The following is a 25,034-nucleotide window of genomic DNA, read 5'->3' on the forward strand; positions in this document are numbered from 1 at the left end:
ATAACGGATTCTCTTCTTATTGGATATTTTAGCTATAAAGCCAAAAACGAGAATTTGAGTCATATATGGGCTATACTTTTTTCTTATCTTGGAAAAAATCGCATGTTGTAAAACATACTTTACTATTTGCTGTTAAACAGAAGAACGGTTGTTGCCCTATTTTTTAAAGAATAAATGAATCATATGATGAATAAGAAACTATGTATGGGTTTGTTCACCTTTGCATCGCTTATGGGTTTAAATAAGCTGCATGCGCAGTCAATGATTGACCCATCGGTAAAAGATATTATTCAAAAGGCCTTTCAAACAAATAAGGAATTAAAACTGAAGGCATATGAAGTTGATAAAGCAAGGCTGGAAGCCGAAGGAGTAAAAGCCAACAGGCTGCCACATGTTTCCGCATTGGGGTTATATGGGTATGTGCATAGCAATGGTAGCGTGGATATTCCGACCGTGAATGTTCCACTGCTGAACCTGGGACTTTTTGAGGGTGCGACTGGATTCAGCATGCATGGGCAGGCCGCATATGCGGGTGTTTCGGTAAAACAAATTATTTTTTCAGGACTACAGATTCCCAATGGCATAAAGGCACTCCAAGAGAAAGCCCTGGCACAACAATATTTGGAATCTGCGAGCCGAGAGACGCTCTCCAAGGATATTATCGCTTCTTTTGACCAGTTGATGCTGCTGGACGAAGTCGACAAACTTATCGCAGATTCGGAAAAGAGACTAAAAAAAGAGCAGGAGAAAGTCAATAAAGCGATACAAAATGGTCTGGCTATTCCCTATGATCGAGATAAACTCAAATTGGCGCTCCTAGAATTAGAGGAGAAGAAGGTGGAGCTTGCCGGAAATCGTGATCTCCTCTGTCAGAAGATTGAGCAGGAAACTGGAGTTTCTTTTCAGGAAGTCGGCGGCATTCACTATGGACTAAAGCCGATATTTTTGTCGGAAATACCCAATGATGTTGAGCAGCGATCGGAACTTAAAGCCCTGGAAGCATCATCAAAAGCTTATGATTATTTATACAAAAAGGAAAAGGGGGGATCTCTACCGGCTGTTTTTGCTTTTGGATCGGCAAATTACTTAAATGTATTCAATTCAAAATTGAGCATAAAAGACCAGCCACTATTGGGAACAGTGAATCTGCCCTTAAATTCAATCAAAGGAAGTCCAAATCTATTGGTCGGGCTCGGAGTAAAATGGGACCTCTATACCGGCGGAGAACATCATAATAAAATTAAACAGGTTAAGCTTGACCAAACCATTAATGCGACAAAAAGAGAAGATACAGCGGAAAAACTTAATCTGTTGTTAAGTAAAAATAAGGTAGGTTACAGTACCGGAAATCAAAAACTGAAAGTAGGTGAACAACAGCTGAAAGCCGCTGAAAACAACTTATCAATGGCCGTAAAGCAATATCAGGCCGGGTTGATTGATGTGACGGAGTTGCTGGCGGCGGAAAATGACTGGTATAAGGTTAACCTCGGTTATTTTAATAACGTTTTGCAGCAACGAAATGCTGCTGTCGAATTATTACATACTTCTGGAAAATTATTACAAACTATACATGAGTAACATGAAAAATTTATATGGGATATTAGCCTTGTCTATTTTTGTTTCCTGTACAAATCAAGTGAAAGAAAAACCTATTGAGGGAAAAGTAGAACGTGAACAGGTGACCGTCGTCACAAAAGTACCCGGAAAAATCGCCAGGATCTTAGTTGAGGAGGGCGACTTTGTACATGCAGGGGATACCTTGGCTATTTTGAGTATTCCTGAGGTGGACGCAAAGGAGGAACAGGCGAAAGGGGCGCTGCAATCTGCCGACGCACAATATAATATGGCCGTCAAAGGTGCGACCAAAGGACAGCTAGTCCAACTGCAAGCAAAGGTAGATGGCTTGAAAGAGCAGTATGAATTTGCGAAGAAATCCATTGGTCGACTTGAAGCTTTATTGCAGGACAGTTTGATTCCACAACAGAAATATGATGAAACTTATGCGAAATACCAAGGCGCAAAAAACCAATACTTGGCTGCGCAAGCCGAAATGGCGGAAGCGCGAGGCGGAGCTCGGCAGGAACAACAGATTATGGCGTTAGGTCAAAAAGAAAGAGCACTTGGGGCCATGTCTGAAGTGAATGTTGCTGCTCAGGAGAAATATGTGATCGCGCCGCAGGACATGAGCGTAGAAACCATCAATCTCAAAGTGGGAGAACTGGCCATGGCCGGCTATCCCATTGTAAATGGCTTTCTTGACCGTTCTATCTATTTTAGGTTTACTCTGCCGGAAAATCAGATCGGGAAATTGCAGAAGGGGGCTGTGGTAACCGTAGAGATACCTTATCGGAGCAACGAAAAGGTATCGGCCAAGATCGTTAGCGTAAAAGCACTGAATTCTTATGCCAATATCGCTTCAGCATATCCGGATTTTGATCCACAGCAAGCAGTCTTTGAATTAAAGGTTGTCCCCGAGGATATGGCTGGAACAAAAGATTTGTTAACAAAAACGCTTGTGGTTCTCCATACGAATTAAAGGGAATGGATGTGAAAAGATTTCTAGAATTAATCCAACGGGAGTTTAAGCTCTTTTTTAACAATAAGGTTTTGTTGATGCTCTTTTTAGGCGCACCAGTATTGTATGGTGTTCTCGTTGGTCATGTGTACCAACAGGGAAAGGTTACTAAAATGCCTGTTATTATTGTTGATGAAGACAATAGCCCCTTAAGCAGTTCATTTATAGATATGCTTTCGGACAATGAAAGCATTCGGGTAGCGAAGGTATTACCATCTTTGTTTGATTCGAAGGATGTTGCGATCCAATACGATGCAACAACCATTGTTCATATTCCCAAGGGCTTTGCTTCGGGGGTACAACAAAGCCGTCTACCCGAGGTGACCGTATTCGTTGATGGTGCGAATACGTTGACCTCCAACACGGCGTTAATGGCCGTTAACGTCTGTGCGATGACGATGAAAGCGGGTATTCAGATTCAGGCGCAAATGAAGCGTGGTGTACCGGCAACGGTGGCAGCTCAACAATATGAACCGTTTAAGACAACGATAGTTAAGCAAAATATTCGAAGCGGTAATTACCTCTATTTTATGTTGCCCGGAGTATTGATCACCGTATTGCAACAGGTCTTGTTATTGGGCTTGGCATTATCTTTTTCCTCAGAATTTGAGGGAAATACGTTCGCTGATCTTGTTCGGAAAATTTCCAATCCGATTGGACTTATTCTCGTCAAGATATTGCCTTATGTATTGATGTCGATTGGAATATTGCTGCTGTATTGGGGTTTTGGGAAATATTATCGAATGCCTCTGCATGCTGACTTTGGCCGTTTTGTGTTATGCACTTTCGTGTTTCTGCTGGCGGTTTGCTTTATTGGTGTATTAGTGAGTATGATTTTACCTTCTCAGTTAAAGTCAACGGAGGTCTTGATGGTAATTGCGACGCCTGCTTTTATCTTGAGCGGATTTACCTGGCCGGCGAGTTTAATGCCGGGCTGGGTACAGGGGATTGCCAACGTGATTCCTTCGACACATTATCTGCGGATTTTTAGACTGCTATTTATTCAGCATGCGGAAAACTACCATACCAACAAAGCGCTATGGGCTTTGACGATCATTGCGGTCGTCTGTTTTGTGCTGGCTGTAGCCGTGCTTTGGTGGAAGATAAGAAAATTAAAACAGGCTGATAAGCAAAAACAGGTTCAGGACTAAAGAAAATATAACAAACAAAAGAGCCGTTCCATATGTGGGAACGGCTCTTTTGTTTGTTAGCGAATTTATTATGCTAAATTATTTTTTAGCTGCCGGAGCTTTTGTAGCAGCAGGGGCAGTTGTTGTTGGAGCTACTGTACCTGGAGTAGTTGGCGCTGGCGCTGGAACCTTTCCTGGTTTGATATCCAATACCTCTACTTCAAACACCAATGGTGCATAAGGAGGGATTTTACCTGACGGACGGTCACCGTAGGCCAAAGAAGAAGGGATAACTAAAGTCGCTTTAGTCCCTTTGTTGAACAACTGGAATGCTTCAGTCCAACCTGGGATAACACCGTCAACACCCAATTGGAATTTCAATGCTTCATAAGGGCGTTGTGGCATAAAGATTTTCTCTTTTTTCGCAACATCCGGAAGGTTAGTATCAAATACAAGTCCTGTAGTCAATGAACCTACGTAGTTTACATGGATAGAATCACCTACTTTAGCATTTGCTCCTGTTCCGGGTTTAGTGATTACGTACTGAAGACCTGAAGCTGTTTTTGTTGTTTTCAAGTTTTTATCCTTGATGTATTTCTCCAATTTTGCAGGCTCAGCAGATTTGTGTTTGTTCAATTCTTCTTCAAAGTATTTTTGCACTTGCTCACCCAATTGTTGATCTGTTAATTTTCCTTTTTTGAAGTGTTTTTTCACTTTGATCGAGAACACTAAGAATTTGTCAGCAAATTCTGGTTTAGGTTGGTGAGTTTTCGCAGCCATGGAATCCAAGTTGATTTTGAATACCAAGCTATCACCTTCACCGACATATTTGAATAAACCTGTTGGATCACCTGGATTTTTTGCGATAACGCTGTCTGGATATAATTGAACGATCTGAGGAATGCCCATTTCGTAAGTGCTGCTCATTACAGAATCTCTATCTGTTGATTGTACAATGTCAATAGCTAATAAATCGCCAGATACTGCTTTTTCTTTTGCATTATCATCCACGATCTTATACTCAAGACCACCTTCAGCCTTTTTGAATTTTTGGCATGACGTCATCAAAAGACCGGCAGCCGCGAAAAATAGAATTGCTTTCTTCATTTTCTAATGTATGTTACGATATCTTATTTTGTTAATATTTCTTTATAATTTGGTAAAATGGATTTGAATTTTGCGATCACAACATCCAGACTATCTTTCGAATTTCCGCCGGAAGCATTGAGATGGCCGCCCCCATTGAAATACAATTTACAGATTTCATTACAGGGAACTTCTCCAATCGATCGCAAAGATAGTTTAATTTGTTCATTTCTGTCAATAATTAACGCAGCTAATCGAATTCCTTTGATGGAAAGTGCATAATTGACCAAACCTTCGGTATCTCCTGTGATGACCTGAAATTGATTGAGGTCTTCTTTGGTTACATGAATGACAGCGGTATTATACTCGTGAATGACTTCGAGGCGGTTGAGCAGACAAAAGCCCAGAAACTTGAGACGGCTTTCCGAAGAACTGTTGTAAATTTCTTCATGGATCGCCCAGTTTTGTGCGCCACAGTCAATTAAAGTCGCAATGATACGGTGGATTTCGGATGTCGTAGAGCGAAAACGGAAAGAGCCAGTATCGGTCATAATACCCGTATAAAGACAAGTAGCCATATCCGCACTGATACTGTCTTCATCTTGCATCTCATTCACCAAAAAACGGTAGATTAATTGCGCGGTTGCAGCTGCTGAAGGATCCCAAAAGGCATAATCTTCGAATCCTTCCGGATCCAGGTGATGATCAATCATGCATTTGATTCCTTTTGCCCCACGGATAGGGTCTCCCATCTCATGAATACGGCTCAGACCGTTGAAGTCCAGGCAGAATAACACATCTGCTGTCTCAATCTGCTGATTATGTAGGATAATATTTTGCGTATAAATCTGCACTTTTTCCAAACCGGGCAGCCAGTCTAAAAAAGCCGGGAAATCTGATGGTACGATTAGATTAACATGGTGTCCCTTTGTGGTTAACCAAAAATATAATCCCAAGGATGAACCCAATGCATCTCCGTCCGGCTTGTAATGTGTGGTGATTACAATACGCTTTGGTTCAGCCAATAATTCTTTTAATTCTTCCGATTTTAGCATAGTCATATTAAGTCTGCAAACCTACTATAAAAAATTTAGATTAGACAAATTTTTTATAAACATCTTTTGCGTCTTATTTTGTTTTGTTTTGGGTTTAAAAAATTGATTTACAAGTTTTTAAAACTTGTAAACATAAACCTTAAAATCCTTTTTCATGCAAATCAGATAATTCGCATTGTCGCCATAGTTAATCGGTCCATAATAGAACTTTGAAAAGCCTTCCATTGGGAATCCTTCTTGTATCAAACCATCCGACCCAAAGACATAAATCATGCGATTGTCAGTGCCGACTCCCAATACATCGGATTTACCGATACGTTTAAAAAACAGTGGCCTGTTGCTCGCATCTTCAATGAATTTATATTCAAAATAGGAGGAGGAGTCCCTTGCGCTATAGGCCTTCAATTTATTGTTGGCTAAAATGATAAAATCTCGATCGGCACCGCCACTGATATCTTCGAAGTTAAAGAAAGCATCCTTGCCCCAGCTTCCCAGTTTTATTTTCTTCGTTTCACCTTCAAAAGGAACTTTGAAAACACTGCCTTTATTATCGGCAACATAGACAAACGAATTTTTTTCATCTGAAGCAGCGACTAGACCGATCGGGTTCTTAACACTTTCGCCTTCGGTGTCCAAAGTTTGTTTTCGGATAATTTTGCCATTTTCATTGAAAAAATAAACAGAAGCTGTACTGGTGCCTGCTATAATGTAATTCGTCTGGCCCAAAGCTGTTGTTTTGAGGTCAAATAGAATACGGCTGTCTACACTATTATTCTCCATTCCCTCCACTTTCTTGCCATCTAAAGTATAAGCCAAAATGCGATCCGTGGCCGGGATATAGATTCGTTGTTCTTTATTGAAGTTGGTCATTGTAGCGCCATAGCTTGCGGTAGAAGGTAGTTCGACCGAAAAGCCGTTTACATTTTTCCCGTCGGGCGTAATCCGGTACAGCCGATTTTTGGTGACAATGACAATACTGAGATCTTGTAATTGAATCGGTTCACCCAAAATCTCGCCCTGGAAAAGGTTTTGCCAAAGTTCCTTTCCATCTGGTGAAAACGCATGTACGGTATGATCCTGCTCTTGGATCATGATGAATTTGTTTTTACCATCCTGATCCAGAATCCACGGCTTATTGATCATACGGTTTTCAAGCTGAACGGTCCATTCCGGTTTGCCACCCAGACGTGTATCACTTTTATAAAGTCCATATAAGCTGGATGCGAATGTGCCTTGATTGCCGCTTAACTGGTATGACCAGGAATAAAAGTTTTGAAAGCCAAATTGCTCCTCGTCTTTAAAATTCTTTGCATAATCGGATTTTAGGTTATCCAAAATAGTGCTTTTAGCAGCTTTCGGTTCCAAATAAAAGGTGACATTGCTGCGGCTGTTTTGTAAAGCTGCGTGATTCTTGAAAATAGCAGTGCCCGATAAAAATTGCCTCTCACGGAATGATTCGCGATAATCCCGTAGAATTCCTGTTCTGCTTGCGACAACCATGATATTGTCAACGATGGTAAAATAGGGCCTTGTGAAACCCTTGAACGGTTCACCAAAAGAGGCATATAAGAGGTGAGAATACTTAAATTGATAGATTGAGTCACCTACTGAAGAACTGAATTTCTTGAAGTTATTTGCAAATAAGCTGGAATCTGATAAGCTGATTAATCCAAGTACATCTTGATTATCCAATTCAGCCAGTGCAAATTCATCATTGAAGAGCGGTGTAATGACGCTATCAAAGGAAATTTTAGTGTCATCTTCGAAATTTTTAACGTTCTTGCTTATACGGTCATATTCTTTTTGCTGGATTAACAGTTCTTTTAATCCAGAATGAAAGCTGGCTGCATCTGAAATACTGAAATCAATATAAGAAGCCGCATTTTTTGGTAAATAATTTCCTAATGCCTGAACTTGGGGTGTTTGATTGGCAAATAATTGCAGATAGCTGTTTTTACTTCCTGTAAGATCTGTTTCACCCTTAAAGATAAGCGCATCCTGTTTAAAATTCATATTCCAGGAGGTTTGTCCCTTCAGTGAATCGATTAAATTGAGGTAATTGCCAAATTTTGATTTCGTCAATATCCGGGCAACCTGCGCGAGCTGTTCATTGAAAAAATACAGACTGAGGGGAGTATTTTTATTGTTGTGATTGACAAAGAACTCAATCTGTTTTGTATTTATTTTTCGGACATTCTTGTCGAAAATTTGTGCGAGAACCTGTTTTGAATAACTGGCAAAAACAATTTCATGTGAATAGGCACAATAGAGCGTGCTGTCTTTTATTCCCTTATTGAGGCCGAAGAATCGTTGCCCCAGGGTGTCAAATAGTTGCACCTTGTAATTGTTACCGATCTGTCCGACAAGTGTGCCCAGTGAATTATTGTCCAGACTTTGGCCAACCTGAACACTATAAAGTGGTGTTATCTGATCTTTTTCCCGGTGAAAAGATAACAAGATCTGTTGACCAGTAACGAAGGGGCTGAGTTGTTCACTGCGCAGCAATTCTCCTTTTAATCGTTCGAGATCATCAAAATTTCCTTGTCCCAGAATGGCCTTAAATAATTCGTACTCATTAAATATTGTGTCTACAGTCTCGTCGTTGGCGAAAGATGCAATGGCCAGGGTGTTTTCTGGTAAATATTGTAAGGCCTTTGAATCCTGTTTGTTGTTTTTATTAAAATCTCCGAAAAGATAGATCGTTGCCGCAATGACGGCTATGAATAATAAAATAGTGATGACTATTGTTTTTTTCATCAGAATATATATTTATGAGTGCTCATCTTCAATGGTATAGATGAACACGTTTCAGTCAATTTGTTTTTTATAGTAATGAAGCTATCAACCTGGATAAACTTATGATGGTTTCATCAGTAAAACAAACCTAACAAAAATATGCGGGAAGCGCTAGAAAATCATCCCGATAATGGGGCTTTGTAATATAAATTTAACAAAATATTCCTTATTTTGTTCGGTTTTTAATACATTTATCGGAGAAACACGTTTTCAGCATTCACTTTATTATAATGAATAAGAGAATCATTTTAGCCGCTTCGTTATTAGGAGCATTAGCTGTAATATTAGGGGCCTTTGGTGCCCACGGTCTAGAAGGAAAGGTAAGTGCATATCATATCGAAACTTGGAAAACTGCAAATCAGTATCATTTCTATCATACCTTTGCATTGCTATTTTTATCTACTTTTTCGCGTGCAAAAACCTATTCAATTAAAGTGTCTTTTATCGCCTTTATTGTTGGTATTATCTTTTTTTCGGGGTCGCTATATGTTCTTAGTGTCAGGGAGATAACCGGTTTTGGGAATCCCGCCATCTTGGGACCTATCACTCCTTTGGGGGGGCTATCATTGATCATCGGGTGGATTGCCTTATTTGTGGCCGCGCTAAAGAACAAATCATAACCCTGCTGTTTGCATTAAATAAAGCCCAGGAGCCTTAAAAATATGGAGCCTTCCCAAAGACTAAGTCCGGGAAGGCTTTCTTTTTGAAGGAGGACTTCGCTGTTCTTTCTGCGGCTTTTTTTGTATTTTTATCCCATAATAAGAAATTATGTCCAATCCGCAATCTTCGATTTTTAGTGAAAGAGATACCTTGTTCATTGATGTGGTTCTACCGTTGGCTCTAGCAAGAACATACACCTACCGTATTCCGGCTGACTGGAATGATCGGGTACAGGTTGGGATTCGGGTCATCGTGCAATTTGGACGAAATAAAATTTATTCGGCTGTGGTGAAATCTGTCAGCAAAGAAGCTCCACTAAAATACGAAGCAAAGTATATTTTAGATATCATTGATGACAAGCCTATCGTCAATCTGGCCCAATTTAAATTGTGGGATTGGTTGGCAGATTACTATATGTGTAGTTTGGGTGAGGTCATGCAAGCTGCTCTTCCAGCGGCATTAAAATTGGCAAGTGAAACAAAAGTAGCGTCTTCGATAACAGCGGAATTTGACCGATCAACGCTATCTGATAAAGAATACCTCATTATTGAAGCGCTGGAGGTGGCGGGAGAACTTAAGGTCAATGATATCGTAAAGTTACTGGGACAGAAAACCGTATTTCCGATATTAAAACAATTGTTTGACAAAGGTATCGTCCTTATTTCAGAGGAAATTACAGAAAGGTATAAACCTAAAACAAAAGCATTTCTGCGTTTTGCTCCGGACTTTAGAAATGAGAATGCGAAGCGTGAACTTTTGGATAGTCTCAACCGTGCGCCCAAACAGCAGGATGCGGTCCTGGCATTTATGCAGCTCGTCAAGAAAACGGAGGAGATTACGCGTCCCATGCTGGCAGAGGCCTCAGGCTGCGGTAATGCAGCGATCACAGCTTTGATCGACAAAGGAGTATTTGAAATAAAGGAAAAGGTCGTGTCGAGGTTTCAGGGAGAAGATATCGAACTGGATGCCAATTTTCAATTCAATGAAAACCAACAAAGAGCCTACGATGAAATTAGCGCATCTTTTGAAGAGAAAGAGGTGACACTCTTACACGGCGTTACAGCATCGGGTAAAACGCAGATTTACATAAGGCTGATCGAACAGGCCATAGCGGCGGGGAAATCGGCATTGTATCTTTTGCCGGAGATTGCATTGACGGCACAGATTACAGCGCGTCTAAAATTACATTTTGGTGATAAGCTCGGAGTTTATCACTCTAAATTCAATGACAACGAACGGGCCGAAGTATGGCACAAAGTAATGAAGGACGAATTTCAGGTCGTTATTGGCGCCCGTTCTTCTGTATTTCTTCCCTTTCAGGATCTGGGAATTATTATTGTCGATGAAGAACATGAAAGCTCATACAAGCAATTTGATCCGGCACCACGCTACCATGCTCGGGATACGGCCATTTATTTAGGATTTTTGCATCAAACTAAGGTGCTGTTGGGGTCTGCAACACCATCGTTGGAAAGCTATTATAACGCCAAGGCAAAGAAGTACGGATTTGTACAGTTGTTGGAACGTTATGGTAATGCACAATTGCCCAGTGTCGAACTGGTCAATATTCCTGAGGAAGGGCGAAAAGAAAATATGTTCTCCTATTTCTCAGGGACGTTGTTAAAGGCTATTGAAGAGGCTGTTAAAAATAAGGAACAAGTTATTCTGTTTCAGAATAGGCGTGGACATACCACCATGATCCAGTGCAATACCTGCGGTTTTGTAGCCAAATGTGTGAATTGCGATGTTAGTTTAACTTATCACAAAAGTTCCAATATGATGCATTGCCATTACTGTGGACATGTTGAACCGCCCCTGCGGGTCTGCCCGGCTTGTGGGATGCCGCACATCGAAAGCAAGGGTTTTGGAACGGAACGGGTGGAAGAGGAACTGGAATTGCTGATGCCGGAGATTCGTATTGGCCGGTTGGATCTGGATTCCACCAAAGGAAAGTATGGATTTGACAAGATCATTACGGCCTTTGATGAGCATGAGTTTGATGTGCTGATCGGTACGCAGATGGTAGCCAAAGGGCTGGATTTCGGACGTGTCAGCTTAATCGGAGTGGTGAATGCGGATACAATTATTAATTTTCCTGATTTTCGGGCTTATGAGCGTTCGTTTTCCCTCTTTTCCCAGGTTGCTGGCCGAGCTGGCCGCCGGGAAGCCGGAGGACGAGTAATTATCCAAAGTTATACCACCAATCATAGGGTCTTGGAGCAGGTCGTTAACAATGATTATGAGGGGATGTTTATGACAGAAATCACAGAGCGGAAGAATTATCTTTATCCTCCATTTTATCGGCTTATCCGTATTGATATTAAGCATATTGATTTTCAAAAATGTTATGATTCTGCCAATCGTTTTGCTTCGGCACTGCGTCAGCAACTGGGCGCAAGGGTCTTAGGCCCCGAACCGCCACTGGTGTCCCGCGTGCGGAATAATTTTATTCAGACCATTACTCTCAAGATTGAACGGACAAATATCAGTATTGCCAAGGTAAAGGAGTTGATCCGATCCGTTTTATTGGATTTTGAGCTTGATAAGACCAATACTGGTGTTCGTGTCCAGGTCGATGTCGATCCCTATTAAGACCGTAGCTCTTGTACGCTTATCCGGCAGACTTATGTCATCAATATTCTGAAACTAGTGCAATTTAATTGTTTTTAACTTGCTGTTGCTGTTTGGATTAGGTCTTTTTGAAGTAGCGCAGCTTTGTTCTACGTACGGTATTCAGTGCCATGTATTGGCTTGACGCTAAATGATTTGTGAATAGTTCGGCTAAATATCCCTTTTTAAAAGTAAATTTGAAACATCATGGCGTATAAGTTTATTGATAATTATCGGGAAAGAGGTGCACGCAAGAAATTGGTCGAGCATCTAAAAGGAAGAGGTATTGAAGATCAAAAAGTATTGGAAGCCATTGGAAAAGTACCGCGCCATTTCTTTTTTGATGAAACCTTTTGGAATCAGGCTTATCGGGATATTGCTTTTCCTATCGGTGACGGACAGACGATTTCACAACCCTATACTGTCGCTTATCAATCAGAATTGCTCCACGTGAAAAGGGGAGATAAGGTGCTGGAAATAGGAACTGGATCAGGCTATCAAACCTGTATTCTGCTTGAACTTGGCGCTGAGGTGTATACCATAGAACGTCAGGAAAATCTTTATCAACGGACAATTCAGGTGCTGCCCTATATGGGCTATAAGGCAAATTTCTTTTTAGGTGATGGTTCCAAAGGTATTGTAGAGCATGCCCCTTACGATAAAATCATTGTAACTGCAGGAGCCCCATTTGTACCAGAAATCATGCTGAAACAGCTGAAAATAGGGGGGATTTTCGTTATTCCGGTGGGAGACGAGAAGTCTCAGAAGATGGTAACAATAATTCGTGTGGGGGAAAATGATTTTGATCGAATAGAATTAGATACCTTTCGTTTTGTGCCTTTGGTGGGGGACCAGGCCTGGTAGTTGAATGATTGATGGAATAAAAAATTATTTAGGGATGAATTCAATCGCTACATTATATGCGCAAAAGCATCAAGAAATTGCGTCAACGCTCTTAAAATTAAATAAGCAGGTGAATACCTTGAGCTTCATACGGCTATTCGTTATTCTTGGCGGTGGAGCGCTGTTGTTTTATACTTTTCAGTTGGAAAGTCTACCTCTGGTGTTCTTTTGTTTCTTTGCCTTGTTATTCCTTTTTGCGTATTTGGTGCGCCGGCAAAGTCAACTGGAACTTCAGAAAAATTATTTTGAAGCCTATTTAAAGGTACTTTCCAACGAACAGACCGTAGCTGAAGGGAAAGCAAACATGTATGCCCATGGAGAGCAATTTGAAGATGGCAACCATCCTTACGGTTCGGATATGGATGTATTTGGATCCCATTCTTTATTTGCCCAATTGAACCGCTCGACAACGAAGCAGGGTATTGACCTGCTGGCATCTTGGTTCAGTGCTCCTTTGGATAAGGAGCAGATCTGGCGCAATCAGGAAGCCTCGAAAGAATTGGAAAATGAATCGGAATGGATATGGGATTTTCAGGCAAAACTGCTGGCAAACCTAAATCATAAGCTGGATATTAAAGCTTTTTTGTCCAATTATTTTCAAGATCGAAATTTTAACTTTGGAAACGCCTTCATGCGCATGTATGTCAAGGTTGGTCCGGCTTTATTTGCGGTGGCGCTCATTGGTAGTTTTTTTATCCCCAAATTTGCGGCTGTCGCCACTATATTGGGCCTGTTTCATGTGCTTTGGGCTTTTGCCAAAGCAGGTAACATAAGTTTATTCTCCTCAAGAATAGATAAGATAGGCGGAATGCTGGAATCCTATGCCGATGCCATACAGGCTATTGAAAGCCATTCATGGAAGTCTGCATCGCTACAGGAAATGGCGAATGAATTAAAGCAAGGCAATCATGCTGAACCTATTTCAAGAGCGTTTAAAAAACTCGCCAAACTGATCAATAATCTGGATGCGCGAAATAATGTATTCGTTGGTCTGTTTCTGAATCTTTTTTTGCTTTGGGATTTTAGACAGGTATTGGCGATTATAGATTGGAAAAATAAGTATGAACAGGAAATTTTGAATTCATTTGATACCCTGGCAAAAGTAGAGGCCGTGAATAGTCTGGCCATCTGGAAAAGAAACCACCCAACTTATATTTACCCGGTCATTTTAAACCGTCCTAACGAAGATAAGATTGAAGCACATGGCGTTTTCCATCCGCTGATTCCGAGCGAACAGGTTGTTGCCAATGATTATACAAGTATGGATCATCGGGTTGCATTGGTCACCGGATCCAATATGGCGGGGAAAAGTACGTTCTTGCGGACAATTGGAATAAATGCCGTTCTGGCCTATGCCGGAGCCAGCGTTGCCGCTACAACATTTCGGCTACCGATTTATAAGCTTATATCCTATATGCGTATCCGGGATAACCTGAATGAAAGTACCTCTACCTTCAAGGCAGAGCTCAATCGAATGAAATTTATATTAGATACAGTCGCTTCCTATACGGATAGTTTCTTCCTGATTGATGAAATGCTACGTGGTACAAATTCGGTGGACAAGTATTTGGGATCCCGTGCGATTATCAAAAAATTAGTCCGCTTGGAGGGGAAAGGTATGGTGGCTACACATGATCTGCAACTGTCCAGTTTGGAGCAGGAGTTTCCGGGAGAAATCAAAAATTATCATTTTGACATTCAGGTGGACGAGGGGCAGATGCTGTTTGACTATAAATTGAAGACCGGAGAGTGTAAGATCTTCAATGCCTCGTTGTTACTAAAGGGTATAGGGGTGGATATCGAAGAAAATATTGGATAAAAATGACTCAATTGTTTTGGGATAGCCTTACATTTGTGTCCTCTTAAATCCACAAAATTAACACAATAAATGACTTTACAAGAACGTATTGATTTATCGGAAACGCATGTATGTACAACAGTATTTCCTTTTCTGACAAATCATCACGATACCTTATTCGGCGGAAAGGCAATGTCCATTATGGATGAAGTGTCTTTCATGGCGGCTACGAGATTCTGCCGCAAAACTTTAGTGACCGTGTCCACCGACCGTATTGATTTCAATAAGGCAATTCCTTCGGGAAGTATTATTGAAGCGATCGCACGTGTCCAAAACGTCGGACGTACCAGTCTCAAGGTGAAAGTTGAAATATTTTTGGAACACATGTATAAAGAAGGACGCGAACTGGCCATAGAAGGTGTTTTTACCTTTGTTGCTTTGGATGAAAATAAGCAGCCAATTCCTGTCTTAGAGGGGCTAGATATAGAATGATCTTCCTAATTTAACTGGGATACTTTTGGTTGCGATGGCAAAAGATTTAAAAACGGGTGGAGTAATCCACCCGTTTTTGTGTTTATTCACTACGTTTGACCGGACTAAGTTCTTTTAATTCTTCTTCGGTAAAGAGCCGATAATGTACTTTAAAGGTTTTTCCTAGCGGTGTTTCCAACGAAAAACCACCGGGACCGAAACCTTCCAGCACATCAAGGGTGAAGTGGGCATGTTTCCAGTACTCAAACAAATCCCGGTCTACCCAAAACTCATATCCCTCAACCAATCCGATCATGGCATCATTCATCCGCGGAAAATACCCCCCTTTTTCGAAACATTGAGGTTGAGTGCCCTCACAGCAACCGCCTGCCTGATAAAACATCAATGCACCGTGTTGTGCTTCAAGTGTATGAATGAGCTCCTTGGCTTTGTCCGTACTATCTATTCTGTTGGTCATTGTTAAAAGAACCCTAGTTTTTCCTTGCTGTATGAAATTAACATATTTTTTGCCTGACGATAATGGGCAAGCATCATCTTGTGATTTTCTCTACCAATTCCGGATTGTTTGTATCCTCCGAATGGGGCGCCAGCTGGATAAGAGTGATATTGATTAACCCAAACACGGCCTGCCTGGATGGCGCGTGGAACTTGATAAAGCTGATGTGCATCTCTGGTCCATACACCGGCGCCGAGACCATACATAGTGTCGTTGGCAAGGGCAATAGCCTCTTGCTCATCTTTGAACGTTGTAACAGCCAGGACCGGACCAAAAATTTCCTCCTGGAAAATACGCATCTTATTATTTCCCTTGAATAGCGTTGGTTTGATGTAGTAACCTTCTTCAAAACCTGCACCGACATTATTTTCGTCTCCGCCGGTTAGCACTTCGGCTCCTTCTTGTTTACCCAGTGTGATATAAGACATGATTTTGTCTTTTTGAATTTTGGAAGCTTGGGCGCCCATCATTGTTGTCGGATCCAATGGATCACCAACTTTGATCTGATTGACCCGATCAATGACACGTGCAATAAACTTATCGTAGATATCCTCCTGGATCAATAAGCGCGAGGGGCATGTGCATATTTCTCCCTGATTAAGGGCAAATAAAACAGCACCTTCGATCGCTTTGTCCAAGAATGCATCGTCAGCATCCATGACTGAGCTGAAGAATATGTTTGGGGATTTTCCACCCAATTCCAGTGTTACGGGGATAATATTTTCTGTAGCGTATTGCATGACCAACCGGCCCGTTGCGGTGGAACCTGTAAAGGCTGCCTTCGCAACTTTTGGATTTGTTACCAAGGCCCTGCCCAGTTCGGAACCAAAACCATTGACAATATTTACCACACCTGCAGGTATCAGGTCGCCAATAATTTCCATGAGGACCAGAATTGATGCCGGTGTACTTTCTGCCGGTTTTAAAACAACGGTATTTCCGGCAGCAAGAGCTGGGGCAAGTTTCCATACCGCCATTAAAATTGGGAAATTCCATGGAATGATCTGTGCAATAACGCCTATCGGTTCGTGCACAATCAAGGAAACGGTATTGCTGTCTAATTCGGTTATTGATCCCTCTTCGGCGCGGATTACTCCCGCAAAGTATCTAAAATGATCAATGGCAAGCGGGATATCTGCATTTAGCGTTTCACGTACCGCTTTTCCGTTATCTATGGTTTCTACTGCGGCAATATATTCCAGATTAGCCTCGATGCGGTCTGCAATTTTGTTGAGAATAATGCTGCGTTCGGTTGCCGATGTTTTTCCCCAGGTCTCAAAGGCTTTGGATGCCGTGTCAACTGCCAGATCGAGATCTTCTTTCGTTGAATGCGCGACCTGGGTATATACTTTACCATCCACCGGTGAGATGTTGTCAAAATATTTTCCCTGGATCGGGGCAACAAATTTGCCGCCAATGTAATTGTCGTATCGTTCTTTGAACGATGGTCTTTGAATTGCGCTCATATGATTTATTATTACTTATTTTTAATCCCTTCTTATCAAAGTTAGCCAGCAATTATTCAATACCGTAGCATTATTGAAGCAAAGCATAGCAGCATCGTTGCAGTAAAAGCATAGCATATTATTCCAAGATACCCCGAAACAAATGCTTGATTTTTTTTGTTATATTTGATTGATTACCAATTATATTTAGTTGATGCGATATGAAGGATAGGACACTGATTCATACATTGCCATTTTCTCAGGGAAGAGAACTCAGTACGCTGGTGGAAAACCGCCGCGCATTTACATTGGATAGCCTGGAACTGAATATATATGAGACATATCGTGTGTCTGAATATGTACCCCTGCGGTTTGATGACCTGGTCATGATCAATATGATTCAAGGGAAGAAAATTATGCACCTGGATCATATGAAAGCTTTTGACTATCTACCCGGACAGATGATCGTATTGCCATCCATGGTCGGTATGCATATTGATTTTCCGGAAGCTACACTGGAGCAGCCTACACAGTGTTCGGCGCTCACTATCCGGAAAGAGAAAATAGAAGCAGTATTGGATTATTTAAATGAATTTTATCCAAAGGAACAGTTGGACCGCTGGCATATTGATCCGGAACTTTTTCATCTTTATAATTCCAACGAACTGGCCGAATTGGTTAATAAATTATTTCAGATTATTATAAGCGAAAATCCGCTTAAAGATGTTTTGGCAGATCTTACGTTTAAGGAGCTTACGATTCGATTGCTGCAGTCGCAGTCTCTTATGGCGTTGAAGGTGGGGAAATCGCCTAATAAGGTACTTGTTCATTTACAGGAATTTATCCGTAGGAATATTACCGAGAAGATATCGATAGAACTATTGGAGAAGGCCGCGCACATGAGCAAGGCCAGTTTGACCAGGATGTTCAATCGGGAACTTGGGCTTAGCCCAATGGAATATGTGATTCAGCAGCGTATTCATAAAGCTAAGCAGTTGTTGCTCTTGACCCGTAATGTTAAGGAGTCCTGTTTTGGGGCAGGATTCAATGATGTCAATTATTTTGTCCGGCTGTTTAAAAATAGGGTAGGCATCACGCCAGGAGCATTTGTCCTGACGCAATGGCAAAGTTAGAATTTCATAACGCGATCAAGCTCACGTTTGACATCTCTTTCCTTTATATTTTCCCGTTTATCGAAGTCTTTTTTACCTTGTGCAAGGGCAATTTCAACTTTTGCAAAACCACGTGAGCTGATAAATATGCGCAATGGAACAATTGTAAAACCCCGTTCTTCACCTTTTTCTTTTAGTTTCTTAAGTTCTTTTTTTGTCAGCAGAAGCTGGCGGTCGCGTTTTGCTTCATGGTTGTAAAATGAACCCATGGAATATTCGGCAATATGCATGTTACGAATGTAAAGCCCATCTTCGAAGAAACTGCAGAAACTATCGTTAATATTTGCTTTTCCCTCCCGTATTGATTTTATTTCTGTGCCTAAAAGTCGAATTCCAGCAACGTATCTGTCCAGTAGATGATACTCAAAAGAAGCTTTTTTATTTTTTATATTGATATCTGAAGATAAAGCCATATATTGTTGTATATTAGTAAGTCTATACCATTGCTAGTGCAATGAACCTAAATGTAACTAATTATAGGATAATTTAAAGTTCGCAAATATAATTATTAAAATTGTCTTATTTTATAGTAGAATTGTGTGGGGAAGATGTTAGGGGAGTATTAAAATAAAATTAACTGTTTTGGGCGGTGTGTTAAAAATATGACTAAATTTAAGTGAAAGTCAGATTATGTTTTCGTATGTTTGCAACGTTTTTTGGAATTATTGTGAATATAGACAACGTAGAATTTCAACTTACATTGTGGATAGAGCAGATTTTTATTCGAAGACAGAGTTTTTTATATAAAAGTCCAATTCGAGAATTTTGTTTGTTACAATAACATCTAAAAGTTAGAAATAGTTTTAGAAATACCTTTTTATCGCATGAGTAAAGGAAAGTTAGGCGAAAAAATATCGCAATTTAAGATTGTAGAGGAGTTAAAAGCTAAAGGCTTATATGCCTATTTTAGGCCTATTCAATCAAAACAAGATACCGAGGTAAAAATCGATGGTAGACGTGTATTGATGTTCGGCTCTAACTCTTATTTAGGGTTAACGACTGATATACGTATTATAAAAGCAGCGCAAGATGCTTTGGAGAAGTATGGTACTGGATGTGCTGGATCGCGTTTCTTAAACGGTACCTTGGATATTCACGTAGAACTGGAAGAAAAACTATCTGCTTATGTAGGTAAAGAGGCCGCGATTCTGTTTAGCACAGGATTCCAATCCAATCTTGGTCCTTTGTCTTGTCTGATGGGACGTAACGATTATATTTTGCTGGATGAACGTGATCACGCATCTATTATTGATGGAAGCCGTTTATCATTTGCGAAAGTGATCAAATACGGTCACAACAATATGGACGATCTGCGCGCTAAATTATCGAGATTGCCTGAAGAAAGTGCAAAACTAATTTGTACGGACGGTATCTTTAGTATGGAAGGTGATATTGTTAACTTACCGGAACTTACTACGATAGCCAATGAGTTTGATGCTGCCGTTATGGTGGACGATGCACATAGCTTGGGTGTTATTGGACATAAAGGCGCTGGTACAGCGTCGCATTTTGGGCTTAATGACGATGTAGATTTGATCATGGGTACGTTTAGTAAATCATTAGCTTCTTTAGGTGGATTCGTAGCGGGCGATGCTGATGTGATTGATTTCTTGAAACACAATGCACGTTCAGTGATGTTTAGTGCGTCAATGACGCCAGCTTCTGTTGCTTCTACATTGAAAGCGTTGGAGATTATTCAAAATGAACCTGAACACATTGAAAAATTATGGAAAAATACGGATTACGCCAAAGCGCAATTATTAGATCATGGTTTTGATCTAGGCGCTACGGAAAGTCCTATTTTGCCAATATTTATTCGTAGCAATGAAAAAACCTTCTGGGTGACTAAAATGCTCCAAGATGATGGTGTATTTGTTAACCCGGTTGTTTCTCCGGCGGTTCCTGCGGAGGAGTCTTTGATTCGTTTTTCATTGATGGCGACACATACTTATGACCAAATCGATGAAGCAATTGAGAAGATGGTTAAAGTATTCAAACAAGCTGAAGTTGAAACATTAATATAAAATCTAATCGTATATGATTCAGATTGTACCCGTTGAAACAAAGAAACAAAAACGGCTGTTTATAGATTTCCCTCATAGCCTCTATGCGGGAAATCCTAATTATGTACCGGCCTTATTTCTTGAACAAAACGATTTGCTTTCCCCTGACAAGCATCCCTTTTACAAACATTCCCAAGCACAACCCTTTCTAGCTTTTCGTAATGATGAGATCGTTGGCCGAATCTGCGCGATTTGGAACAACAACCACAACGCCTTTAATCATGTCAATGAAGGGCAATGGGGTTTTTTTGATTGCATCGATGATCAGGAGGTGGCTAATGCTTTGTTTGAAACTGCTGAAAAATGGGTGAAAGCTAAAGGTGGAGATACCATCGTCGGCCCTATCAATTTGTCAACCAATGATACGGTAGGGCTTTTGGTTGAGGGCTTTGATAGACCACCAGTGGCGATGATGCCCTACAATTCACCCTATTACATGGATTTGATTACCAATGCCGGTTATGGACAGAAGGTAGATCTTAGGGCGTATCTGGTCATGGAGCAAACTGCCGATAAGCGCTCTGTAAAGCTTTTGGATAAGTTGGAGGAACGTTTAAAAAGATCAGGAATTACATTGCGCCAATTTAATGTTAAGGATTTTAAAAACGAAGCTGCCAAGGTTCGTGATATCTATAATAGAGCTTGGGATAAAAATTCAGGATTCGTTCCGATGACGGAAGATGAATTTAACTATACAGCTAAAGATCTGAAGATGATCCTCGATCCACGTTTTGCCATTGTGGCCGAAAAAGACGGAGAGCTCGTTGGTTTTGGCTTAGGTATCCCCGATATCAATCAAATTCTTATCAAAGTGAAGAAAGGCCGTTTACTTCCTACGGGTATTTTTAAGTTGTTGTTCGGAAAGAAAAAAATCAATTTGCTACGGGTATTGATGTTGGGTGTATTGGAAGATTATCGCAAGCTTGGTATTGAAGCTTGTTTGTACGGCCGAATTATTAGAGAATCAAAAGATTCTAATATAAAAGGGGCTGAATGTTCGTGGATGTTGGAGCATAATTATATGATGAACCATGCCATTGAACAAATGAATGGAGAATTGTACAAACGGTATCGTTTGTATCAAAAATCATTATGATAGAAAAAATATTAATCACTGGAGCGAGTGGTTTTGTGGGTTATCATTTGACAAGGGCGGCGAAGGAAGCCGGAATGGAAGTTCATGCTGCCGTTAGAAAGTCGAGTGACGTTTCAGAAATTCGTTCTGTTGTGGATAAATTTGTTTATCCTGATTTCACTGATGAAGCTTCCATCAAAGCTTTATTGGAATCGGAAAACTATACCTATGTCGTACATGCAGCGGCAATGACGCGTGCCAAACGCGAAGAAGATTTAGAACAGGTCAATGTTGGTTATACCAAAAACTTGGCGTCGGCCTGTTTTTCATTGGAAAACCCAATCCGCAGATTTGTATTTGTAAGTAGTCTTGCAGCCATAGGACCTGTTCCTTATGCATCCAATTTAATTGATGAATGTAATCCCTACTGCCCAGTGACAGCTTATGGTCGAAGCAAAAGCAAGGCGGAACTCGCATTGAGTGAGTTTGAGGGACAACCGGTGACAATTTTACGGCCTACAGCAGTATATGGTCCCAGAGAGAAAGATATTTTTATTCTTTTCAAGACAATGAACGGTGGAATGGATGCCTATGTCGGAAGATCTCCTCAAAAGCTAAGCTTTATTTATGTGACGGATCTAGTTCAAGCGATTTTAAACGCTTGCCGTTTTGATCAAGGAGGGAAAAGAGTATACAATCTGAGTGATGGTCAGGTCTATGATAGATATGAAATGGCCAAAATTTTTAAAGAGTTCACGCAGAAGAAAATGATCCGGATGCATATTCCCTTGGGGATTGTCAAAGCAGTGGCTGTAATCTTTGAACGTGTATATAAAAATTCAAAAACAATACCTGTACTATATCCAGAGCGACTGAATGAACTTACAGCAGAAAATTGGGGCTGTGATATTTCATTGGCTCAAAGCCAAATACAATACCAACCTAAATATAATTTGAAAGCGGGCTTAGAGGAGGCACTGGCTTGGTATAAAGAAAATAAATGGTTATAATCACAGATAATGAGTGAGTTTAAAATAAATAAAAAGCTTTTTCAAGATCGAAAAAGAACAAATATCCTGAGTGAACCCGAACAAAAGTTGATTACATACCTCGTGCCGAGGGTTCCGAATTGGATTACTTCTGATGGCCTTACGGCGATCGGTTTTTTGGGATCCCTGATGGTTTTAGGGAGTTTTTTACTAGCAGAATATGTTGATATCCGTTATTTACTTTTAGGTATTCCTGGTTTTTTTGTACAATGGTTTGGTGATTCATTGGATGGACGTATTGCATTTTATCGGAATAAATCACGCCGTTGGTATGGATTTGCACTCGATATTGTAATGGATTGGATCAGTACGGTATTTATCGGATTGGGATATGTACTCTATACGACAGGTGATTTTAAATATCTCGGCTTTACGTTGGTCTCCTTATATGGATGGGCGATGATTATATCCCAACTTCGGTATAGAATTACTGATAAGTATACCATAGATGCCGGAATCTTGGGGCCGACAGAAATACGTGTGATTATTTCCTTGGTGATGTTATTGGAGGTATTGATGCCCGGTTCCATTAATTGGTGTGTATTTGTGATTTGCTTGTTGCTTTTTATTATTAATGCAAATGATACACGTCTGTTGTTAAAATTGGGGGATGCGAAGGATAAGGAAGATAAACTGAAAAAACAACAAGAGGAGGCGGGCTAAATATGTCTTCAAGGGTTGTTATTTTTCTAAAAGCACAATTGTCCGCCTTTCTGGGCGGATTGTTTGATTTTGGTGTATATTCTGCCTGTTATAAACTGTTACACATTAGCGCGCCTTTCTCCAATGCAATCAGCGGTAGCCTTGGCGCTGTCGTAAACTTCTTGATCAATCGGTATTGGTCTTTTGGAAGCACGCAAAATTCTGTAGGTAGTCAGTTATGGAAGTTTGTAATTGTTGTCTGTGGCAGTATTCTGCTCAAATCTACTGGCATTCACTTTCTAGTGGACGTATACCATTTTAACTTTTTGTTTTCAAAGCTACTTGTTGAGTTGCTTGTTTCTTTAGGCTTTAATTATACACTTCAGCGTTTCTGGGTCTTTAAAGACGATGGGAAGTAATTTGTTTCCCTTTTCTTGTCGATTGAACGATGCCGTTCAGCTTAATATTGTTTTTTCTGTATATAGCTTTTTTTTGGACTTCTAATCCATTTTTTAAATTTTAAATTGGTGAAATTGCAATCTGTATTGATAACTCCAGGTTATTTGTAGATCGTTTCAGTGCTATTTTAATTTTGGTTGCCGGCGTTTGCATTTTGGATTATCATCGATAACCATAGCATTAACAGTTATATTCTTTTAAATAAAGCTAAGGCTATTTGGTTATAATACTAATTGTTCGCTATTGATTATATCTTAGTTTAGGAATAATCTAGATTTAAGTTAGCAATCCATTAGGTATAGTTTAGCTTTTACCTAAACTATACCTAACCAATACCTAAACTAAACCTAAACAAACCCTAACTAAACATTGAACTTATGCTGACCTTGGTGACTTCGCTTTTGCATTATATTTCTGCAGTTTCCGCGGTTTGTTTGCGCTTACGCTTTTTATGCCTGCCCACATTCGATCTTTCCAATCCCGGCTTCTTATTCTAGGGTATCCTTAATGTTTTCTATTAGCTAGTGCTGTGCTTTTTGGCTAAAAGCCGTTAAGGAGTCAGTACCCCAATCAAAAGAATAAGAGAAAGCTGCCCTGGAAGCCGCCTCATTCCCGGCCTTTCTGCTCCAGATTTCTCTCCTGGAGCTGTTTTGCTGACTTCGCATTTATCCTGCTTTGCCAGCTCGGAGGCTTCTGGTTGCACGGGGTAGCAGGCAAGTACCCTGTTAGCCATTCCGACGTTTCACGTATCGTTTCTCCGCTTTGCCTGCCCGTAAGCCTGCCCCCTAAGGCCCTCAGGTCAGCTTCCGGTAAAAACAATCCGTCAAGTTTCCAGCGAGTTAGGGGTAAAATGAAATAAATAAGAACAAAAGGCTTGGAAGTTTGTTAGTAATCTCCCTATCTTTGCACCACTCCGCAAGGGAGGAACGGTTGCTTCGAAAGAGGGATCAATGAAAAAAGAAGGGTTTAACGGGAGTTAGGCGCAGAAATTGGAAAAGAAAAAGAAAAAAAAACTTCAAAAGTTTTTTGGAAGTTCAAAAAAGATTTCTACCTTTGCAGTCCCAACGGAAACGGAGGGAAACATAAAAAGATAAAGACGGGCCTGGTGCCCATCGGAATATAGCGGATACGGAAGTTGAAGCGCAGAAGTTCTTTAAGAAAACACAATCATGTAAGCGTGACGAGTAGGAGACGAAAGTCATGAACAAATTCAAGAATTGGTTCAATTCGGTCCAAGATCAGAGATATAAAAAAAGAATTCTGATTATGTAAATAGTTGGAATCAAAAACTTCATTTTACAATGGAGAGTTTGATCCTGGCTCAGGATGAACGCTAGCGGCAGGCCTAATACATGCAAGTCGGACGGGATCCATCGGAGAGCTTGCTCAAAGATGGTGAGAGTGGCGCACGGGTGCGTAACGCGTGAGCAACCTACCTCTATCAGGGGGATAGCCTCTCGAAAGAGAGATTAACACCGCATAATATAACTATTCGGCATCGTCTGGTTATTAAATATTTATAGGATAG

At 40.6% G+C, this 25,034-nt stretch carries 20 protein-coding genes and 1 rRNA gene; 15 read left to right on the forward strand and 6 right to left on the reverse strand.

The window, feature by feature from the left end:
* The first annotated feature begins 183 nt into the window (after positions 1 to 183).
* From DCO56_RS17850 to DCO56_RS17860, 3 genes are read left to right on the forward strand one after another with little or no spacing between them, the layout of a single operon-like run.
* Positions 184 to 1,578: a TolC family protein gene (locus DCO56_RS17850; protein WP_245935867.1), complete on the forward strand. Its 1,395-nt coding sequence runs from the start codon at positions 184 to 186 to the stop codon at positions 1,576 to 1,578.
* A 1-nt stretch (position 1,579) separates the two neighbouring features.
* Positions 1,580 to 2,536: an HlyD family secretion protein gene (locus DCO56_RS17855; RefSeq protein ID WP_108635078.1), complete on the forward strand. Its 957-nt coding sequence runs from the start codon at positions 1,580 to 1,582 to the stop codon at positions 2,534 to 2,536.
* Positions 2,537 to 2,547: 11 nt separating this feature from the next.
* Positions 2,548 to 3,726 carry an ABC transporter permease gene (locus tag DCO56_RS17860; protein WP_108635144.1) on the forward strand — a complete coding sequence of 393 codons (1,179 nt, stop codon included), beginning with the start codon at positions 2,548 to 2,550 and terminating at the stop codon, positions 3,724 to 3,726.
* Positions 3,727 to 3,804: 78 nt separating this feature from the next.
* Here DCO56_RS17860 and DCO56_RS17865 read toward each other — a convergent pair whose 3' ends face one another.
* The 3 genes from DCO56_RS17865 to DCO56_RS17875 form a co-directional block, all read right to left on the reverse strand.
* The gene (locus tag DCO56_RS17865; RefSeq protein WP_108635079.1) at positions 3,805 to 4,812 is read right to left on the reverse strand and encodes an FKBP-type peptidyl-prolyl cis-trans isomerase; all 1,008 of its coding nucleotides are present in this window, start codon (positions 4,810 to 4,812) and stop codon (positions 3,805 to 3,807) included.
* 23 nt (positions 4,813 to 4,835) lie between these two features.
* Positions 4,836 to 5,846: a DHH family phosphoesterase gene (locus DCO56_RS17870; RefSeq protein WP_108635080.1), complete on the reverse strand. Its 1,011-nt coding sequence runs from the start codon at positions 5,844 to 5,846 to the stop codon at positions 4,836 to 4,838.
* A gap of 117 nt (positions 5,847 to 5,963) precedes the next feature.
* Entirely contained in the window at positions 5,964 to 8,603 is a 2,640-nt protein-coding gene (locus DCO56_RS17875) for a hypothetical protein (protein ID WP_108635081.1), read from the reverse strand.
* Between the two features lie 269 nt (positions 8,604 to 8,872).
* Between DCO56_RS17875 and DCO56_RS17880 the strand changes: the two genes are divergently transcribed.
* From DCO56_RS17880 to DCO56_RS17900, 5 genes are all read left to right on the forward strand, one after another.
* Complete coding sequence (locus DCO56_RS17880) at positions 8,873 to 9,262, forward strand: DUF423 domain-containing protein (protein ID WP_108635082.1); 390 nt, start codon at positions 8,873 to 8,875, stop codon at positions 9,260 to 9,262.
* 148 nt (positions 9,263 to 9,410) lie between these two features.
* The gene (priA, locus tag DCO56_RS17885) at positions 9,411 to 11,894 is read left to right on the forward strand and encodes a replication restart helicase PriA (RefSeq protein ID WP_108635083.1); all 2,484 of its coding nucleotides are present in this window, start codon (positions 9,411 to 9,413) and stop codon (positions 11,892 to 11,894) included.
* A gap of 225 nt (positions 11,895 to 12,119) precedes the next feature.
* Positions 12,120 to 12,776, forward strand: coding sequence for a protein-L-isoaspartate(D-aspartate) O-methyltransferase (locus tag DCO56_RS17890; RefSeq protein WP_108635084.1), 657 nt, complete (start codon positions 12,120 to 12,122; stop codon positions 12,774 to 12,776).
* A 34-nt stretch (positions 12,777 to 12,810) separates the two neighbouring features.
* Positions 12,811 to 14,634 (forward strand): MutS-related protein, encoded by a 1,824-nt coding sequence (locus tag DCO56_RS17895; protein ID WP_108635145.1) that lies wholly within the window; start codon positions 12,811 to 12,813, stop codon positions 14,632 to 14,634.
* A 69-nt stretch (positions 14,635 to 14,703) separates the two neighbouring features.
* Positions 14,704 to 15,105 carry an acyl-CoA thioesterase gene (locus DCO56_RS17900; protein ID WP_104383990.1) on the forward strand — a complete coding sequence of 134 codons (402 nt, stop codon included), beginning with the start codon at positions 14,704 to 14,706 and terminating at the stop codon, positions 15,103 to 15,105.
* An 82-nt stretch (positions 15,106 to 15,187) separates the two neighbouring features.
* Here DCO56_RS17900 and DCO56_RS17905 read toward each other — a convergent pair whose 3' ends face one another.
* Together DCO56_RS17905 and DCO56_RS17910 are read right to left on the reverse strand one after the other, a co-directional pair.
* Entirely contained in the window at positions 15,188 to 15,562 is a 375-nt protein-coding gene (locus DCO56_RS17905) for a DUF779 domain-containing protein (protein WP_108635085.1), read from the reverse strand.
* A 2-nt stretch (positions 15,563 to 15,564) separates the two neighbouring features.
* Entirely contained in the window at positions 15,565 to 17,067 is a 1,503-nt protein-coding gene (locus DCO56_RS17910) for an aldehyde dehydrogenase family protein (protein ID WP_108635086.1), read from the reverse strand.
* 200 nt (positions 17,068 to 17,267) lie between these two features.
* On the opposite strand from DCO56_RS17910, the gene DCO56_RS17915 reads away from it, so the two are divergent.
* Positions 17,268 to 18,179 carry an AraC family transcriptional regulator gene (locus tag DCO56_RS17915; RefSeq protein ID WP_108635087.1) on the forward strand — a complete coding sequence of 304 codons (912 nt, stop codon included), beginning with the start codon at positions 17,268 to 17,270 and terminating at the stop codon, positions 18,177 to 18,179.
* On the opposite strand, the gene smpB is transcribed toward DCO56_RS17915, so the two are convergent.
* A complete protein-coding gene (gene smpB / locus DCO56_RS17920; RefSeq protein ID WP_108635088.1) occupies positions 18,176 to 18,631 on the reverse strand; it encodes an SsrA-binding protein SmpB in 456 nt (151 codons plus the stop codon). The two genes, DCO56_RS17915 and smpB, sit on opposite strands and share 4 nt — an antisense overlap.
* Before the next feature lie 411 nt (positions 18,632 to 19,042).
* On the opposite strand from smpB, the gene spt reads away from it, so the two are divergent.
* The 6 genes from spt to DCO56_RS17955 form a co-directional block, all read left to right on the forward strand.
* Positions 19,043 to 20,242 (forward strand): serine palmitoyltransferase, encoded by a 1,200-nt coding sequence (gene spt / locus DCO56_RS17925; protein WP_108635089.1) that lies wholly within the window; start codon positions 19,043 to 19,045, stop codon positions 20,240 to 20,242.
* Between the two features lie 13 nt (positions 20,243 to 20,255).
* Positions 20,256 to 21,377, forward strand: a complete 1,122-nt coding sequence (locus DCO56_RS17930; protein WP_108635090.1) for a hypothetical protein — start codon at positions 20,256 to 20,258, stop codon at positions 21,375 to 21,377.
* Positions 21,374 to 22,366: an NAD-dependent epimerase/dehydratase family protein gene (locus tag DCO56_RS17935; RefSeq protein WP_108635091.1), complete on the forward strand. Its 993-nt coding sequence runs from the start codon at positions 21,374 to 21,376 to the stop codon at positions 22,364 to 22,366. The genes DCO56_RS17930 and DCO56_RS17935 overlap by 4 nt, the downstream gene beginning before the upstream one ends.
* A gap of 9 nt (positions 22,367 to 22,375) precedes the next feature.
* Complete coding sequence (locus tag DCO56_RS17940) at positions 22,376 to 23,068, forward strand: CDP-alcohol phosphatidyltransferase family protein (protein ID WP_108635092.1); 693 nt, start codon at positions 22,376 to 22,378, stop codon at positions 23,066 to 23,068.
* A gap of 2 nt (positions 23,069 to 23,070) precedes the next feature.
* Complete coding sequence (locus DCO56_RS17945) at positions 23,071 to 23,466, forward strand: GtrA family protein (RefSeq protein ID WP_108635093.1); 396 nt, start codon at positions 23,071 to 23,073, stop codon at positions 23,464 to 23,466.
* Between the two features lie 1,338 nt (positions 23,467 to 24,804).
* Positions 24,805 to 25,034, forward strand: a 16S ribosomal RNA gene (locus tag DCO56_RS17955); the annotation flags it as partial.

This window comes from Sphingobacterium athyrii (genome assembly GCF_003071065.1).
In the GTDB taxonomy this organism is placed as follows: domain Bacteria; phylum Bacteroidota; class Bacteroidia; order Sphingobacteriales; family Sphingobacteriaceae; genus Sphingobacterium; species Sphingobacterium athyrii.

Coding starts and splice junctions, on each gene's coding strand:
- DCO56_RS17850 (WP_245935867.1), top strand. CDS start 184: ATGATGAATAAGAAACTATGTATGGGTTTGTTCACCTTTGCATCGCTT.
- DCO56_RS17855 (WP_108635078.1), top strand. CDS start 1,580: ATGAAAAATTTATATGGGATATTAGCCTTGTCTATTTTTGTTTCCTGT.
- DCO56_RS17865 (WP_108635079.1), bottom strand. CDS start 4,812: ATGAAGAAAGCAATTCTATTTTTCGCGGCTGCCGGTCTTTTGATGACG.
- DCO56_RS17870 (WP_108635080.1), bottom strand. CDS start 5,846: ATGCTAAAATCGGAAGAATTAAAAGAATTATTGGCTGAACCAAAGCGT.
- DCO56_RS17875 (WP_108635081.1), bottom strand. CDS start 8,603: ATGAAAAAAACAATAGTCATCACTATTTTATTATTCATAGCCGTCATT.
- DCO56_RS17880 (WP_108635082.1), top strand. CDS start 8,873: ATGAATAAGAGAATCATTTTAGCCGCTTCGTTATTAGGAGCATTAGCT.
- priA (WP_108635083.1), top strand. CDS start 9,411: ATGTCCAATCCGCAATCTTCGATTTTTAGTGAAAGAGATACCTTGTTC.
- DCO56_RS17890 (WP_108635084.1), top strand. CDS start 12,120: ATGGCGTATAAGTTTATTGATAATTATCGGGAAAGAGGTGCACGCAAG.
- DCO56_RS17895 (WP_108635145.1), top strand. CDS start 12,811: ATGAATTCAATCGCTACATTATATGCGCAAAAGCATCAAGAAATTGCG.
- DCO56_RS17900 (WP_104383990.1), top strand. CDS start 14,704: ATGACTTTACAAGAACGTATTGATTTATCGGAAACGCATGTATGTACA.
- DCO56_RS17905 (WP_108635085.1), bottom strand. CDS start 15,562: ATGACCAACAGAATAGATAGTACGGACAAAGCCAAGGAGCTCATTCAT.
- DCO56_RS17910 (WP_108635086.1), bottom strand. CDS start 17,067: ATGAGCGCAATTCAAAGACCATCGTTCAAAGAACGATACGACAATTAC.
- DCO56_RS17915 (WP_108635087.1), top strand. CDS start 17,268: ATGAAGGATAGGACACTGATTCATACATTGCCATTTTCTCAGGGAAGA.
- smpB (WP_108635088.1), bottom strand. CDS start 18,631: ATGGCTTTATCTTCAGATATCAATATAAAAAATAAAAAAGCTTCTTTT.
- spt (WP_108635089.1), top strand. CDS start 19,043: ATGAGTAAAGGAAAGTTAGGCGAAAAAATATCGCAATTTAAGATTGTA.
- DCO56_RS17930 (WP_108635090.1), top strand. CDS start 20,256: ATGATTCAGATTGTACCCGTTGAAACAAAGAAACAAAAACGGCTGTTT.
- DCO56_RS17935 (WP_108635091.1), top strand. CDS start 21,374: ATGATAGAAAAAATATTAATCACTGGAGCGAGTGGTTTTGTGGGTTAT.
- DCO56_RS17940 (WP_108635092.1), top strand. CDS start 22,376: ATGAGTGAGTTTAAAATAAATAAAAAGCTTTTTCAAGATCGAAAAAGA.
- DCO56_RS17945 (WP_108635093.1), top strand. CDS start 23,071: ATGTCTTCAAGGGTTGTTATTTTTCTAAAAGCACAATTGTCCGCCTTT.